Origin of the sequence: Clostridioides sp. ES-S-0054-01 (assembly GCA_021561035.1) — a bacterium.
GTDB lineage: Bacteria > Bacillota > Clostridia > Peptostreptococcales > Peptostreptococcaceae > Clostridioides.
Genome location: CP067346.1, coordinates 244,139 through 259,231 on the forward strand (window position 1 = coordinate 244,139; position 15,093 = coordinate 259,231).

The window sequence follows — 15,093 nt, forward strand, 5'->3', positions numbered from 1 at the left end:
GTATAAGATAAAAAAATTATTATATATTGAGGAGGGGTAAGTATGCAAAATCAATTGAATGAAACTCAGAAAAAGGTTATATTTTTTGGAGTAGGAGCTGTAGGGGCTACTTTTGCAGAACAATTTTTAAATTCCAAATATGATTTTAAAATTCTTTGCGACAGGGAAAGAAAGAAAAGATATTTAGAAGACGGATTTATAATAAATGGGAAAAGGTATGATTTTGATTATGTAACTAAGGATGAATATAAACAAGAGGCTGATTTTATAATTATAGGCTTAAAATATAATAATTTAAGAGAAAATATAAAAGAATTAGACGGACTAGTTGGAAAAAATACAGTAGTAATGTCTTTGTTAAATGGAGTTGATAGTGAAGAGATAATAGGAGAAAGATTTGGAATTGAAAAAATGGTATATTCATATGTTACCAATATAGATGCTAAGAAAATAAATAATAATATTATACATACTACTAATGGAATAATTGTATTTGGTAACAAAGATAACAGTGAAGATAGAAAAACTAATATAATAACTAAAGTCTTTGATAGTGTAAATATAGAGTATGTTTTATCAAAAGATATTCAACGAGATATGTGGTGGAAGTACATGGTTAATATTGGTGTAAATCAAACTTCAGCTATACTTGGTGCACCTTATGGAGTTTTTCAGAGCTCTGAGTATCTAAGAGAATTAGCAAAATCTGCGATGAGGGAAGTAGTTGATATAGCCCAAGCAAAAGGTATACGTCTTACAGAAGATGATGTAGAAACTTCGTTACATAGAATATTGGAACATTCAAAAGAAGGAAGAACATCAATGCTTCAAGACGTAGAAGCCCATAGACTCACAGAAGTAGATATGTTTTCTAAGAATATTTGCGAACTTGGAAAACAATATAGTATACCTACTCCTATAAATCAGACCTTTTTTTATATGATAAAAGTAATTGAAAGCAGATTTTAAAGATTATTTATAAAAAACTTTGATAAGTATTAATTTTAAACTCTATTAATATTATAAACTGTTTAAATTACTAAATATTTTTAACTCATCAATAAAAATATTTGCTGCTTTTGATAAAGTTATATCTTTTGGAAATATATATGAGAAATGTCTGTTGTAGTTGCTTCCGAGCTCTATGACAGACAGCTCATTGTTTAAAACAGGTAAGCTTGTCACTAGATTAGAGACTATTGTAATTCCTAAATTATTTCTAACAGATTCCTTGACAGCATAGTTACTTCCAAAAACCATCATACTTTTTGGAATAATTTCTTTAACACTTAAAAACATATCTAAATAATCTCTAGTCCCAGAGCCATCCTCTCTAACTATCCATTTCTGGTCTTGGAGTTTATCAAAACTAAAGTCTTTTAACAAAGGGCTATTGTACGGAAGTGCCAGAACCATCTTATCTTCAAAAAAATATTCTTGAATAAATGAAGGAGAAGAACAAGTGCCTTCAATAAGACCAATATCTAGAATATAATCCTTAACATGAGAAGATACAATTGATGTATTTTCTATGAAAATTTCTACGTCTATGTCAGGATACTTTTGTGAAAATAATGCTAGAAAATTAGGTAAAATATACTCTCCTATAGTTAAACTTGCACCAATCTTTAAGTGTCCAGTTATAGCATCTGAAACTTGGCTTACATCATGATAAGTAATATTTAAAAGATTTAATATTTCTTTAGCTCTTTTATACAATATTTGTCCACTTTCTGTTATAAAAATAGTCTTCTGTTTAATAGACCTATTTATAAGCACGACTTTAAAATAATTTTCTAGATTTTTAATGTGTTTACTTACACTTGGCTGTGATAAGTTTAAGTATTCACCAGCTTTAGTAAAATTTTTATATTCAACGACAGCCACAAATGTTTTTAATTCCTCAAACAATTTTATATCTCCTTTACTTAATGAAATTTTACATTTTTTATATACTTTTTACAAATAATTATACTACATGTAATAATCATCAAAAATATTAATCATTACGATATTATATATTTATTTTACTTATGGTTATTACAATTATATACTATTATTGTAAAGAAAACTATATTAACTATAAGGTAGGTATATTATGTTAAAGAATAAAAGTAATTTGACATCAAAAACTATAAAAGAAATATTACCTGGACTGATTGTATCAGTATTAGTAGGTTACATGAGTATATTTATTTCTACTCTAATTCCTAAGGTAGGAGCAGCATCAATTTCTATATTTTTAGGCATGTTTGTAGGAAATTTATTCTTAAATCAAAAGGTATTTCAAAAAGGTTATAAATTTTCAGAGACAGACTTACTTTCATACTCAATAGTACTATTAGGGGCAACACTAAGTGTATCTACGCTAATAGATTTAAAAGTTTCAGGAATCTTATTTATAATATTACAAATGACAATAACAATAATATCAGCACTTTATATAGGTAAAAAGTTGGGTTTTGAAGAAAACTTTAGATTTCTAATGGCAAGTGGAAACGCAGTATGCGGTTCTTCTGCCATAGGAGCAACCGTTCCAGTAGTTAATGCTACAGATAAAGAAAAGGGCATTGCAGTAACGATTGTAAATGTTACTGGTATATTCCTTATGTTTTTACTTCCGATAATATCTCAATTTTTATACAGCCATGAACTTGTAAAAACATCAGCAATGATAGGTGGAACTTTACAATCAATTGGTCAAGTTGTAGCAAGTGGAGCAATTGTTGGAGAAAATGTAAAAGATTTGGCTACTATTTTTAAGATAGTAAGAGTAATATTTTTAGTTGTTATTGTATTAGTATTTGGACATATGAAAAATAAGTCTAATAGTGAAATTCTTGAAGAAGAAAAGGATGAGATAAAAAAGAAAAAAGTAACTATACCTTGGTATGTAATTGGATTCTTTATAACTTGTGCACTTTTTTCAATGAATATTATACCAAAAGAAGTATCTGTATTTTGTAAAGAAATAAGTAACAAATTAGAAATAATAGCTTTAGCAGCAATTGGTCTAAAGGTTAATGTAAAAGATTTAGTGAAACAAGGGAAAGAGGTTTCTTTATATGGTTTATTTATAGGTACAGTACAAGTTATATCAGCTGTAGTTTTGATAAAAATATTTATATAGTATAAAGTAGTATTTGTAATACTAATTTGATTAATTAAAATAATATAATACTAATAATTTATAATATAAATAAAAAATGAATTTCGATAAGTTTAAATGGGTATAAACTTATCGGAATTCATTTTTTATTTAAGGTGAAAATTTAAAGTAAAATATTATTTTACATAATAATAACCTTATAGATTTTGAAATTACTTATCTTTGTGTTAAAATAAGTAAAATGCACATATCAAAGTTAAGTTTTTAAATAATTAAACAAAATGAAAATATAAATATTAAGGAGATTTGGTATATGAATGTTTATGAAAAGGATAATGGAGTTATACTAGAAGGAGTAACAGATTTTGACCCAATACATATATTTGAGTGTGGTCAATGTTTTAGATGGCATAAACAAGAAGATGGCTCATACACTGGCGTTGCAAAGGGAAGAATATTAAATGTCAAAAAAGAGAATGATAAAATATATTTAAATAATACGAATTTAAAGGAGTTTAATAGTATTTGGTATAATTACTTTGATTTAGGAACTGATTATACAGAAATAAAGAATAAACTAAAAAATATGGATGAATATTTAAATAAGGCTACCGAATTTGGATGGGGAATAAGAATATTAAGACAAGATGGATGGGAAATGCTTATATCATTTATAATTTCCTCTAATAATAGAATTCCTATGATACAAAGAGCTATAGAAAATTTATCAAGAAAATTTGGTAAGTATATAGGTGAATATGAAGGTAATGAATACTATGCATTCCCAACACCAGAAGAGCTAAATAAGGCCTCACAAGAGGAAATAAGAGCATGTCAAACAGGTTTTAGAGATAAGTACATAAAAAGTACTACACAGGCAGTTATAGAAAACAATGATAAGGTATCTGAATATACAAATTTAAGTACAGATGACTGTAGAAAAGAGCTTTTAAAATTTAATGGAGTAGGACCAAAAGTATGTGATTGTATTGCGTTATTTGGGATGCAAAAATATGATTCTTTTCCAGTTGATGTTTGGGTTAAGAGAGTTATGCAAGAGTTCTATATAGATGAAGACATGAGTTTACCTAAAATGAGAACTTATGGAATTGATAAATTTAAAGAAATGTCTGGATTTGCTCAACAGTACTTATTTTACTATGCAAGAGAACTCGGTATAGGAAAATAAATTAAGGGGGAGAAATTATGGGAGTAATAGGAACAATATTTCTGTTCTATTTAATTATATCATATCTAGCTGGAGCCATAATTTCTGTGATTATATTACTTGAAAATAGAGACCCTGCAAAAACCATGTCTTGGTTATTGATGTTTATTATATTTCCAGGAATAGGCTTAATTATATATGCTGTTTCAGGTAGAAATATTAGAAAACGAAAATTATTTAAGACTCAAAAACTAGCTAATAATATAAAAGAAAAGAAACTTTTTGATACATTAGAAAAGATAACAGAAATAGTTGAATTAGAAAAAGAATCTATAAAGCAAAACAAGCTTTTAAGAGATGAAGAGGATGGTAGTTATAGAAAAAGGGTAATAAATATGTTATTAAAGACTGGTATGTTTCCCTTTACTAAAAATAATAAGGTAGATGTATTTGTAGATGGAAATGAAAAGTTTAAAAGGCTTATAAAAGATATAAGAGAAGCTAAAGACCATATTCATTTAGAGTACTTTATTATCAAAGATAGTGAAATAGGTAGGGTCTTAAAAGAGGAACTTATAAAAAAAGCCAAAGAAGGCGTTAAGATAAGAATCTTATATGATGATGTAGGATGTTGGAGATTTTGGTTTAATAGAAAATTTTTCCGAGAAATGAGGGAAGTAGGTATAGAAATTGCAGCATTTTTACCTACAAAATTTCCTATAATAGGAGGAAAATTGAACTATAGAAATCATAGAAAAATTGTTGTTATTGATGGAATAATTGGATATACAGGCGGAATAAATATAGGAGATGAATATTTAGGCAAAAATGATAAGTTTGGGTATTGGAGAGATACTCATATTAGGATTAAAGGTATTTCTGTATACATGCTTCAAATGACATTCTTGATTGACTGGTATTATACAATAAAAGAAGTCTTAGTGACTAAAAATTACTTTCCAAGTGTTGGGAATGTTGGTGAAAGTATGATACAGGTTGTTGCAAGTGGTCCAGATAGTGACTGGGAAGATATTCATTATGCTTATTTTTCTGCAATATGTCAAGCTAGGCAAAATGTTTATATAGAAACTCCATATTTTATTCCTGATGAGAGTTTACTAAAAGCTATAAAAAGTGCTGCTCTTAGTGGAGTAGATGTAAGGATAATATTTCCAAAAATTGCAGATCACAAGATAGTAAACATAGCATCCTATTCATATTTTGAAGAAATATTAAGAGCTGGTGGAAAAGTTTATTTGTATAATAAAGGGTTTATACATTCTAAAGTCGTAATAATAGATGATAAAATTGCTTCTGCAGGCACAGCTAATATGGATTTAAGAAGTTTTATGCTTAACTTTGAAGTAAATGCATTTATTTATGATGAAGAAGTTATTGGAGTAATGACAGATGATTTCTTTGAAGATTTAAGTCACTGTGAAGAACTTAATCTGGAGGTATTTAAGAATAGAAATATCATACAAAAAATCAAGGAATCTGTAGCCAGATTATTTTCACCAATATTATAAAAAATTATTAAAAAAGGTATTGAAAATTATGTGTGATTGGTATATTATAATAATTGTTAGCACTCTATTAGATAGAGTGATAATAAAAAGTATATATAAATCTACATATAAGGTAGTATTAATTTAAAAATAACTAAAAACATAGGCGAACTAGTCTATACTTAATATTTTAGGAGGCGTGAATAATGAAAATAAGACCATTAGCTGACAGAGTAGTAATTAAAAAAGTAGAAGCAGAAGAAAAAACTGCAAGTGGAATAGTTTTACCAGGGGCAGCTAAAGAGCAACCTCAAATAGCTGAAGTTGTAGAAGTTGGACCAGGTGGAATAGTTGAAGGAAAAGAAATAAAAATGGAATTGACAGTAGGAGATAAGGTTATATTCCAAAAATATTCTGGAACAGAAGTTAAGATAGAAGGACAAGAATACACAATACTAAGACAAAGTGATGTATTAGCTGTTATTGAATAAATATAGAATAAATTTATTAGGAGGGGTTTAAAATGGCTAAAGAAATTAAATTTTCAGAGGAAGCAAGAAGAGCTTTAGAAGCTGGTGTAAATAAATTAGCAGATACAGTAAAAGTAACATTAGGACCTAAAGGAAGAAATGTTATATTAGATAAAAAATTTGGTTCTCCACTTATAACTAATGATGGTGTAACTATAGCAAAAGAGATAGAGTTAGAAGATAGATTTGAAAATATGGGTGCTCAGTTAGTTAAAGAAGTTGCAACTAAAACTAATGATGTAGCTGGAGATGGTACTACAACTGCTACAGTTTTAGCACAAGCTATAATAAGAGAAGGCTTAAAGAATGTAACAGCAGGGGCTAACCCAATATTATTAAGAAAAGGAATACAAAAAGCAGTAGTAGTGGCAGTAGAAGAATTAAAAAATCAATCAAGAATAGTAGAAACACAAGAAGCTATATCTCAGGTTGCTTCTATATCTGCTGGTGATGAAGAAGTTGGAAAATTAATAGCAGAAGCTATGGAAATAGTAGGTAAAGATGGAGTTATAACTGTTGAAGAATCTCAAACTATGAATACTGAATTAGATGCTGTTGAAGGTATGCAGTTTGATAGAGGATTTGTTTCTGCATATATGGTTACAGATGTAGATAAGATGGAAGCAGTTTTAAATGACCCATATATATTAATCACTGATAAAAAAATATCTAACATACAAGAATTATTACCAATTCTTGAACAAATAGTTCAACAAGGTAAAAAGTTATTAATAATAGCTGAAGATGTAGAAGGTGAAGCATTATCTACGTTAGTAGTTAATAAATTAAGAGGAACATTTGATGTAGTAGCAGTTAAAGCTCCAGGTTTTGGAGATAGAAGAAAAGAAATGCTTCAAGATATAGCAATACTTACAGGTGCCCAAGTAATATCAGAAGAATTAGGTTACGATTTAAAAGAAGCTGATTTATCTATGTTAGGTAGAGCTTCATCTGTTAAAGTAACTAAAGAAAATACTACAATAGTAGATGGTTCTGGAGATAAAAAAGCTATAGAAGATAGAGTAAATCAAATTAAACATCAAGTAGAGCAAACTACTTCAGATTTTGATAGAGAAAAATTAATGGAAAGATTAGCTAAGCTTGCTGGTGGAGTAGCTGTTATAAAAGTTGGAGCTGCTACAGAAGTTGAGTTAAAAGAAAGAAAATTAAGAATAGAAGATGCTCTTAATGCAACTAGAGCAGCTGTAGAAGAAGGAATAGTAGCTGGTGGAGGAACTGCTTTTGTTAGTGTTATACCAGCAATAGGAACATTAGTTGACAGTTTAGAAGGAGAAGTTAAACTAGGTGCTCAAATAGTTAAAAAAGCGTTAGAAGAGCCATTAAGACAAATAGCTACAAATGCTGGTCTTGAAGGTGCTGTAATTGTACAAAATGTTGTTAATGCTGAAGCAGAAACTGGATTTGACGCATTAAATGAAAAATATGTAAACATGATAGAAGCTGGTATAGTTGATCCAACTAAAGTTAGTAGAAGTGCTTTACAAAATGCTGCATCAATAGCAAGTACTTTCTTAACTACTGAAGCTGCTGTTGCTGACCTTCCTGAGAAAGAAGATGCAGGAATGCCAGGTATGGGTGGTGGAATGCCTGGTATGATGTAATTTAAAAAGTTTAAAATATAAATTTTAATATAAAGAACTATTTCGACTTAGATTTTAACTTCTAAGTTGAAATAGTTCTTTTGTATATATCTAATTTTTGTATATTTATAAATTCAATATACATATTAAGAAAATTAGTATCTAGGTTATGATAATATTTTAGAGTTGTATTGTTATTTTTTAGGTTATGATTTTAGATATATATTAATTAAGGTATAATTGTTGGTAGAGAATAAATCAAATTTAAAAGGGTGAGATAATATGGACTTAAGAAAGTTGCTTGAAGAAGTTAAAAATGAAAATATTGATATAGATTTTGCATTAGAAAAATTAAAAGATTTACCTTATGAAGACCTTGGATATGCAAATATAGACCATCATAGAGAATTAAGAAATGGATACCCAGAGGTTATTTATTGTGAAGGTAAGAGTGATGAGCATATTTTAGGGATTATTGATAAAATGAGTCAAAAAGGTTCTAATATATTAGGAACAAGATGTAGAAAAGAAACTTTTCTAAAAATTAAAGAAATCTATAATCATGCAGAGTATGAAGAATTATCTAAAATTTTAAAGATTAAAAATCATGATATAGAGAATATAGGAAAGGGTAAAATTGTGATTGCTACAGGAGGAACTTCTGATATACCAGTAGCAGACGAAGCCTATCACACAGCTAAGTTTTTAGGTAATGATGTTGATAGAATATATGATGTTGGAGTAGCAGGTATACATAGGCTTTTAAATAAAAGACATAAAATAGATAGTGCTAGAGTAATAGTAGCTGTTGCAGGGATGGAAGGTGCTCTTGCAAGTGTAGTTGGTGGATTGGTTGATGTTCCAGTAATAGCTGTTCCAACCTCTGTTGGATATGGAGCAAATTTTGGAGGGTTAGCAGCTTTACTAGCCATGTTAAATAGCTGTGCATCTGGAATATCTGTTGTAAATATTGACAATGGATTTGGGGCAGGATATTTAGCAGCAATGATAAATAAACTGTAATAAATACATTGATATAAATTAAACATAAATTATATAATAAAATCTAATTTCTATTATATTTTTACTATTAAAATTGAGGAGACATATATGAGTGAAAAAATACTTTATTTTGATATAATAAGTGGTATATCAGGGGATATGACCCTTTCAAGTTTATTAAATTTAGGTGTACCTAAGGAAATTTTTTTGGAGGAAATTCATAAACTAAAAATGAGCGATGAATTTAATATAAACATCAGCTCAAAAACCGAGAATGGAATAGTAGGTACAAAGGTAGAAGTAATTACAAAAGAAAAACATACACATAGAAATTTAGTGGATATATTTGAGATTATAGATGAAAGCAGTCTAAACGAAAATGTAAAATCTAAATCAAAAAAAATATTTATGGTAATTGGAGAAGCAGAAGCAAAAGTTCATGGAACTACAATAGATAAGATACATTTTCATGAGGTAGGGGCTATAGATTCAATTGTAGATATAGTAGGTGCTTCTATATTGGTTGATTTACTTTGTGTAGATAAAGTTTGTGCTAGTACAGTGTCTGTTGGTTCAGGATTTGTAAATTGTGAACATGGAGTTATACCTATACCTGCACCTGCAACTATGGAAATTTTAAAAGGTGTACCAATTAAATTAAATAATATAAATGGAGAATGTACAACTCCAACAGGGGCTGCAATCATAAAAGTTTTATGTGATGAGTTTGTGGATGAGTTTGAATTTTCTCCAAAGCAAATTGGATATGGCATAGGTCATAAGAAGTTTGAAGTACCAAATATATTAAGAACTGTATTAGGTGAAAAAAAAAAGAAGAGTTAATTTATGAAATTAGTGCAAACATTGATGATATGTCTTCAGAAATCTATTCTTATTTGTATGAAAAAATACTAGCTGAAAAAGCATTAGACATTTATACGGAGAGTATTTATATGAAGAAGAATAGACCTGCAACAAAAGTATCAATTTTATGCAATGAATCAGATTTAGAAAAATTTATTAAAATATTACTTTTAGAAACTAGCACTTTTGGAGTGAGATATAATGCATATAATAGAGAAATTCTAGAGCGAAAATTTGCAAAATTGGATACAAAATATGGAGTAGTTACAGTAAAATTAGGGTATTATAAGGGAGAACTAGTCAAGGCGACTCCAGAATATAATGAATGTAAAATTATAGCAAAAAATGAAGATATTCCTATAAAAAAAGTGTTTGCTGATATAAATTTTAGAATAAAAGAAGAATTTAGTGAAAACTTATTGACATAAGTAATAAATTTTGATAAATTAATATTCAGCTTTATTAAATAAAAGCAAACAGAAAAAAATATATAAAATATAAACTCACTCGTATATGCTCAGAAATATGGTCTGAGAGTCTCTACCAAGATACCGTAAATATCTTGACTATGGGTGAAATTATTATACCAAAAGACCTAATTAAGTAAATGTGTAGGCTGAGTTATACTCCCTATGTGTTGGCTATAAGATAAAGGGCATTTTGGAAGCCTGTATAGTAATTTCACTTTTGTTAGAAATTATGGAAGTTACTATACAGGTTTTTTGTGTAAAAAGATTTAATATAATTTAAACTGTATTGTGTTAAAATAAATATATAAAACTATATTATACAAGGAGAGATGTGAATTTATGAAACATGAATTAGTACTTGTAATAGATTTTGGAGGGCAATATAATCAGTTGATAGCTAGAAGAGTTAGAGAAAACAACGTATATTGTGAAATACTTCCATGTACTGCAAGCATAGAAAGAATAAAAGAAAAAAATCCTAAAGGGATAATATTTACAGGTGGACCAAATAGTGCGTATTTAGAAGATTCTCCAACAATATCAAAAGAAATATTTGAACTAGGAGTTCCAATACTTGGAATATGCTATGGTATTCAAATAATGTCTCATGTATTGGGAGGAGTTGTAAGAAAAGGTAATAAACAAGAGAAAGAATATGGAAAAACAGCTATAACTTATGGAAAATCATCATTATTTGAAGGGATAACTACAAATAGTGTATGGATGAGTCATACAGATTTAATAGAAAAAGTTCCAGAAGGATTTACTATAGTTGCAAATACTAATGATTGTCCAGTAGCAGCTATGGAAAATGTAGAACAAAACTTATATGGAGTTCAATTCCATCCAGAGGTAGAACACTGTTTAGAAGGGGACAAGATACTTACAAATTTCTTATATAATATTTGTAAAGTAAAAGGTGACTGGACTACAGATTCATTTATAGAAGATAAAATAAAAGAATTAAAAGAAAAAATAGGTGATAAAAAAGCTTTATGTGCTTTAAGTGGAGGAGTTGATTCTTCTGTTGCCGCAGTTCTTGTTCATAAAGCAATTGGGGACAACTTAACTTGTATATTTGTTGACCATGGTTTACTTAGAAAAAATGAAGGAAATGATGTAGAAAGAATATTTAGAGAGAAATTTGATATAAATTTAATAAGAGTTAATGCAGAAGATAGATTCTTATCTAAATTAAAAGGAGTTTCTGAACCAGAGGCTAAGAGAAAAATAATAGGTGAAGAATTTATAAGAGTATTTGAAGAAGAATCAAATAAATTAGGAAAAATGGATTTCTTAGTTCAAGGAACAATCTATCCAGACGTTATAGAAAGTGGACATGGAAATGCGGCTACTATAAAGTCTCATCATAATGTTGGTGGAATTCCAGAAGATGTAGACTTCCAAGAAATTGTAGAACCATTAAGAGAGTTGTTTAAAGATGAAGTTAGAAAAATAGGATTAGAACTTGGTATAGAAGAAGGATTAATATTTAGACATCCTTTCCCAGGCCCAGGTCTAGGAATAAGAGTTATAGGTGATGTAACTAAAGAAAAATGTGATATATTAAGAGAAGCTGATGCTGTTTATATGGACGAGCTTAGAAAAGCAGGTTTATACAGAGAAATATGGCAAGCTTTTGCAACATTACCAGATGTTAAGACTGTTGGAGTTATGGGTGATGAAAGAACATATGCTTATCTAGTTGGTTTAAGAGCAGTTACTTCTTCTGATGGAATGACTTCTGACTGGTATAAGATGCCTTATGATGTATTAGAGAGAATTTCTAATAGAATAATAAATGAAGTTGATGGAGTAAATAGAGTAGTTTATGATATAACTTCTAAGCCACCTGGTACTATCGAGTGGGAATAATTTGGAAATACCTGTAAACCCGCATAAACACTGGGTTTGTGCATCTCAAAATACCCGTTTGATATTAAATTGATACTAACCACCTAACCAGTGGCGAAAACAGCCTCATAAGCAAGATGATGATTTCATCGGCTTATGAGGCTGTTTTTTGTTGTCCTTATTCGAGTTTGGTTTGACACTATCCTAGGAACGGGAGAAAGGGGATAATCTGGTACATCATTTGATACAGTCCTTTGCGCCCTCGGAACGGTTTCAAGTTGTATATCATCAGTTAATAATGTCATAGTTTCTTCAAAGATTTTTCCTCGCTATCTTTAAAGTCAACATAATCATTAATTATCACCCCCAATATTAAAATTATGGTTTTATTAAGTACAGGCTAATGACTAAGTTCTGTTTTTTCATATAGGCTGATACTTTCCCTCCCATTTTTTCTGCCAATACTTTTACAATATACAATCCTAAACCAGAACCAGAATGATTTCGGGATAAGTCAGCGGTATAAAATTTATCAAATAATCTGTCTGTATCTATATTTTTCTCATTTCTAATTTCATTTTGAAAATGCACTTCGATAAAGTCGGTATATAAAATTTCAATTAGCAATTCTTTTGACCCATAACGTATGACATTTGACACTAAGTTCATAACAAGACGTTTTAGCATTGTTTCATCAGCTATGACATAAGTTGGTTTATCTGAAAATTTAATGCTTGGTGTTATATTTCTTTCCTCAAATTGATTTGTAAAGGATAATATAATATCTGCTAGAATATTATCTAAATTTATTCGTTCTAATGTTAGTGTAAATTCTTTATCTTCTAAAAGTGAAATATCATAGAAATTATTAATTAACGCTTGTAAGTATTTCCCTCGTGATAAAGAGATATCTAAGTATTCCTTTTGTTCGTTCGATAATTCGGTTTTTTGAAGTAGTTGTAAATATCCTAACATAGAGGTCAGAGGAGTACGCAAATCATGGGAAATATTTGAAATAGACTCTTTTAATTGGTGTTCTCTCTTTAAAATTGAAAGTCTATTTTCTTTTTGTAAAGATTGGTTAATATTTATTTCAGCTGCTAGCTCAATTAGGTTTTTATCTATTAAAACAATATCTATTGGTTTTTCAATTCCCTTAGTACGCTCATGTAATTGATTTTTTATTGAACGTATTTCTTTTCTCATCAGAAAAAGGGAAATGGAAAGAATAGTAGATAAAATAATTAGTGTAACTATAACGATCAGCATTTCATTTCCCCTTTCCTTGTCTACTTTATTTCAGCATTTGAAAAAAAGTAATTGCTTAAAATAAGAGCGATTACAATAGTAATGCAAGTAGATAAAATGACGGGCGTTAAAGTTGAGATTAAAAGTTTATCACTTACAATATACTTTAATTGTGATAAAGTTGAGTAGTCAAACAACTTGCCGATTGCGGGAATCTGCTTACCAATGTTGCTACTAATTGCCGAAAACACAATGGGAAAAGCAAAGCATACACATATAGTTTTAGGAATATCTCTACACAAAAAAGCAAAACATACATATATGTTGGATGTTCCAATATTCAAAATACTTCCCAGAAAAGCTACACGACAAAGATACAAAAAAGAAAATATGTTAAATGGTTCTCCCCAACCAAATTTTATTGTATGAATGATGCAAACAGTTATCGGATATAATAACATAACGAAGCCGGCACCGATTGAAAATACCACTGCCTTAGAAAATATAATATCAAAGCGCTTATGTCCTCTTGAAAGTTCTGCCTGTATCGTTCTGTTTGTAAAATCTGAACCTATATAAAATCCTGCAAAAATCGCTATAACGAAAAGCATAAAAACATCTTGAAACGCATTAGCAAAACTTTTTTTTCCATTAATCCAATCATCAGGTGTTGATAATAAATTTATTTCTGAAAAAGCACTGAAAGCGGAAATCGCTATTACTGCAACGAATAAGACAATAATTAACTTCTGTCTTTTCAGTTTATAAATTTCGGTGTTTATCAGATTAAGCATTTTGCACACCCCCTATTGTATTTATAAAATAGTTTTCCAAACTATCGCCAGCCAGCCCAATATTTTTAATAGTTAAATGATTTTCGGATAAGACAGTAATTACTTTTTGCATATCATCAATATAATCATATAGTTGAATTGACTGGTCTGGCATAACCGTATAATTTCTAGTGTGTAAACTGCGTTCTAAAGCAACCGTTGCCTGCGAAACATTATCAACAAGTATGGATATATGTTTATTACAGCTTTTATCAAGTTGTTCTTTGGTTATTTCCTGTATGATTTTGCCATGATGAAGAAAGATGTAATTTGTTGCAAGTTGATATAGTTCGCCTAAAATATGGCTTGACACTAATATTGTTAGCTGTTTATCGGTCGCAAGACTTTTCAATAATTCTCTTATTTCTATGATACTTACAGGGTCTAAACCATTAGTTGGTTCATCAAGCATTAAAAATTCGGGTTCACCTAATAAAGCCGCACCAATTCCCAGACGTTGTTTCATACCTAAAGAAAAATTTTGTACCTTTTTTTTACCTGTTTCTTTTAAACCAACTATTTCAAGGCAATGTTCTACAGCTTCTTTGTTTGGTATCCCTTGTGCAATTCGCATAGCCTCTAAATTGTCATGTGCTGTCATATATGGGTATAGGGCTGGATATTCTATTATACCTCCCATACGTTTTCTTTGAGATTCCAACTCTTTTTTACCAGATTTTCCAAAAAGTATTATTTCTCCACTGTTAGGTAATGACAGACCTGAGACTACACGCATAAACGTAGTTTTACCAGCTCCATTTTGACCCACGAAACCGTAAATTCTTCCTTTACTGATTGTTACATTTACATTATCAAGAGCAACTGTATGAGAATATTTTTTTGTAAGCCCTATCGTTTGTAATATATAATCATTCAATATTATTTCCTCCTTTTTCTTTGATAAGT

General features: G+C 29.3%; 14 protein-coding genes and 1 riboswitch. Of the genes, 10 read left to right on the forward strand and 4 right to left on the reverse strand.

Annotation, left to right across the window (positions count from 1 at the left end; all coding sequences use genetic code 11):
• Positions 1-42 precede the first annotated feature (42 nt).
• Positions 43-969: a ketopantoate reductase family protein gene (locus tag JJC02_01490; protein ID UDN54897.1), complete on the forward strand. Its 927-nt coding sequence runs from the start codon at positions 43-45 to the stop codon at positions 967-969.
• A gap of 51 nt (positions 970-1,020) precedes the next feature.
• On the opposite strand, the gene JJC02_01495 is transcribed toward JJC02_01490, so the two are convergent.
• Positions 1,021-1,911: a LysR family transcriptional regulator gene (locus tag JJC02_01495; protein ID UDN54898.1), complete on the reverse strand. Its 891-nt coding sequence runs from the start codon at positions 1,909-1,911 to the stop codon at positions 1,021-1,023.
• A gap of 187 nt (positions 1,912-2,098) precedes the next feature.
• On the opposite strand from JJC02_01495, the gene JJC02_01500 reads away from it, so the two are divergent.
• The 9 genes from JJC02_01500 to guaA all read left to right on the forward strand — a co-directional run bounded on the left by JJC02_01500 (position 2,099) and on the right by guaA (position 12,127).
• Entirely contained in the window at positions 2,099-3,130 is a 1,032-nt protein-coding gene (locus tag JJC02_01500; protein ID UDN54899.1) for a putative sulfate exporter family transporter, read from the forward strand.
• Positions 3,131-3,422: 292 nt separating this feature from the next.
• Complete coding sequence (locus tag JJC02_01505) at positions 3,423-4,298, forward strand: 8-oxoguanine DNA glycosylase (GenBank protein ID UDN54900.1); 876 nt, start codon at positions 3,423-3,425, stop codon at positions 4,296-4,298.
• A 17-nt stretch (positions 4,299-4,315) separates the two neighbouring features.
• On the forward strand, positions 4,316-5,806 hold the full coding sequence (cls, locus tag JJC02_01510; protein ID UDN54901.1) for a cardiolipin synthase: 1,491 nt from the start codon (positions 4,316-4,318) through the stop codon (positions 5,804-5,806).
• Between the two features lie 185 nt (positions 5,807-5,991).
• Positions 5,992-6,276, forward strand: coding sequence for a co-chaperone GroES (locus JJC02_01515; GenBank protein ID UDN54902.1), 285 nt, complete (start codon positions 5,992-5,994; stop codon positions 6,274-6,276).
• Positions 6,277-6,308: 32 nt separating this feature from the next.
• Entirely contained in the window at positions 6,309-7,937 is a 1,629-nt protein-coding gene (groL, locus tag JJC02_01520; GenBank protein UDN54903.1) for a chaperonin GroEL, read from the forward strand.
• 261 nt (positions 7,938-8,198) lie between these two features.
• Positions 8,199-8,939: a nickel pincer cofactor biosynthesis protein LarB gene (gene larB, locus JJC02_01525; protein ID UDN54904.1), complete on the forward strand. Its 741-nt coding sequence runs from the start codon at positions 8,199-8,201 to the stop codon at positions 8,937-8,939.
• An 87-nt stretch (positions 8,940-9,026) separates the two neighbouring features.
• A complete protein-coding gene (gene larC / locus JJC02_01530; protein ID UDN54905.1) occupies positions 9,027-9,761 on the forward strand; it encodes a nickel pincer cofactor biosynthesis protein LarC in 735 nt (244 codons plus the stop codon).
• A gap of 29 nt (positions 9,762-9,790) precedes the next feature.
• Positions 9,791-10,210 carry a DUF111 family protein gene (locus tag JJC02_01535; protein ID UDN54906.1) on the forward strand — a complete coding sequence of 140 codons (420 nt, stop codon included), beginning with the start codon at positions 9,791-9,793 and terminating at the stop codon, positions 10,208-10,210.
• 59 nt (positions 10,211-10,269) lie between these two features.
• Positions 10,270-10,371: riboswitch (purine riboswitch) on the forward strand.
• Between the two features lie 220 nt (positions 10,372-10,591).
• Positions 10,592-12,127, forward strand: a complete 1,536-nt coding sequence (gene guaA / locus JJC02_01540) for a glutamine-hydrolyzing GMP synthase (GenBank protein ID UDN54907.1) — start codon at positions 10,592-10,594, stop codon at positions 12,125-12,127.
• A 357-nt stretch (positions 12,128-12,484) separates the two neighbouring features.
• Here the strand turns inward: guaA and JJC02_01545 are convergent, their stop codons facing one another.
• The 3 genes from JJC02_01545 to JJC02_01555 are packed head-to-tail and all read right to left on the reverse strand — an operon-like array spanning position 12,485 to position 15,064.
• Positions 12,485-13,375: a HAMP domain-containing histidine kinase gene (locus JJC02_01545; protein ID UDN54908.1), complete on the reverse strand. Its 891-nt coding sequence runs from the start codon at positions 13,373-13,375 to the stop codon at positions 12,485-12,487.
• A gap of 20 nt (positions 13,376-13,395) precedes the next feature.
• Positions 13,396-14,148 (reverse strand): ABC transporter permease, encoded by a 753-nt coding sequence (locus JJC02_01550; protein UDN54909.1) that lies wholly within the window; start codon positions 14,146-14,148, stop codon positions 13,396-13,398.
• Entirely contained in the window at positions 14,141-15,064 is a 924-nt protein-coding gene (locus JJC02_01555) for an ATP-binding cassette domain-containing protein (protein UDN54910.1), read from the reverse strand. The genes JJC02_01550 and JJC02_01555 overlap by 8 nt, the downstream gene beginning before the upstream one ends.
• Between the last annotated feature and the right edge of the window lie 29 nt (positions 15,065-15,093).

Excerpts from the sequence above, each read along its gene's own strand:
- larB (UDN54904.1), top strand. The coding sequence starts at position 8,199 with ATGGACTTAAGAAAGTTGCTTGAAGAAGTTAAAAATGAAAATATTGAT.
- cls (UDN54901.1), top strand. The coding sequence starts at position 4,316 with ATGGGAGTAATAGGAACAATATTTCTGTTCTATTTAATTATATCATAT.
- JJC02_01490 (UDN54897.1), top strand. The coding sequence starts at position 43 with ATGCAAAATCAATTGAATGAAACTCAGAAAAAGGTTATATTTTTTGGA.
- JJC02_01545 (UDN54908.1), bottom strand. The coding sequence starts at position 13,375 with ATGCTGATCGTTATAGTTACACTAATTATTTTATCTACTATTCTTTCC.
- larC (UDN54905.1), top strand. The coding sequence starts at position 9,027 with ATGAGTGAAAAAATACTTTATTTTGATATAATAAGTGGTATATCAGGG.
- JJC02_01535 (UDN54906.1), top strand. The coding sequence starts at position 9,791 with ATGTCTTCAGAAATCTATTCTTATTTGTATGAAAAAATACTAGCTGAA.
- guaA (UDN54907.1), top strand. The coding sequence starts at position 10,592 with ATGAAACATGAATTAGTACTTGTAATAGATTTTGGAGGGCAATATAAT.
- JJC02_01500 (UDN54899.1), top strand. The coding sequence starts at position 2,099 with ATGTTAAAGAATAAAAGTAATTTGACATCAAAAACTATAAAAGAAATA.
- JJC02_01550 (UDN54909.1), bottom strand. The coding sequence starts at position 14,148 with ATGCTTAATCTGATAAACACCGAAATTTATAAACTGAAAAGACAGAAG.
- JJC02_01505 (UDN54900.1), top strand. The coding sequence starts at position 3,423 with ATGAATGTTTATGAAAAGGATAATGGAGTTATACTAGAAGGAGTAACA.
- groL (UDN54903.1), top strand. The coding sequence starts at position 6,309 with ATGGCTAAAGAAATTAAATTTTCAGAGGAAGCAAGAAGAGCTTTAGAA.
- JJC02_01515 (UDN54902.1), top strand. The coding sequence starts at position 5,992 with ATGAAAATAAGACCATTAGCTGACAGAGTAGTAATTAAAAAAGTAGAA.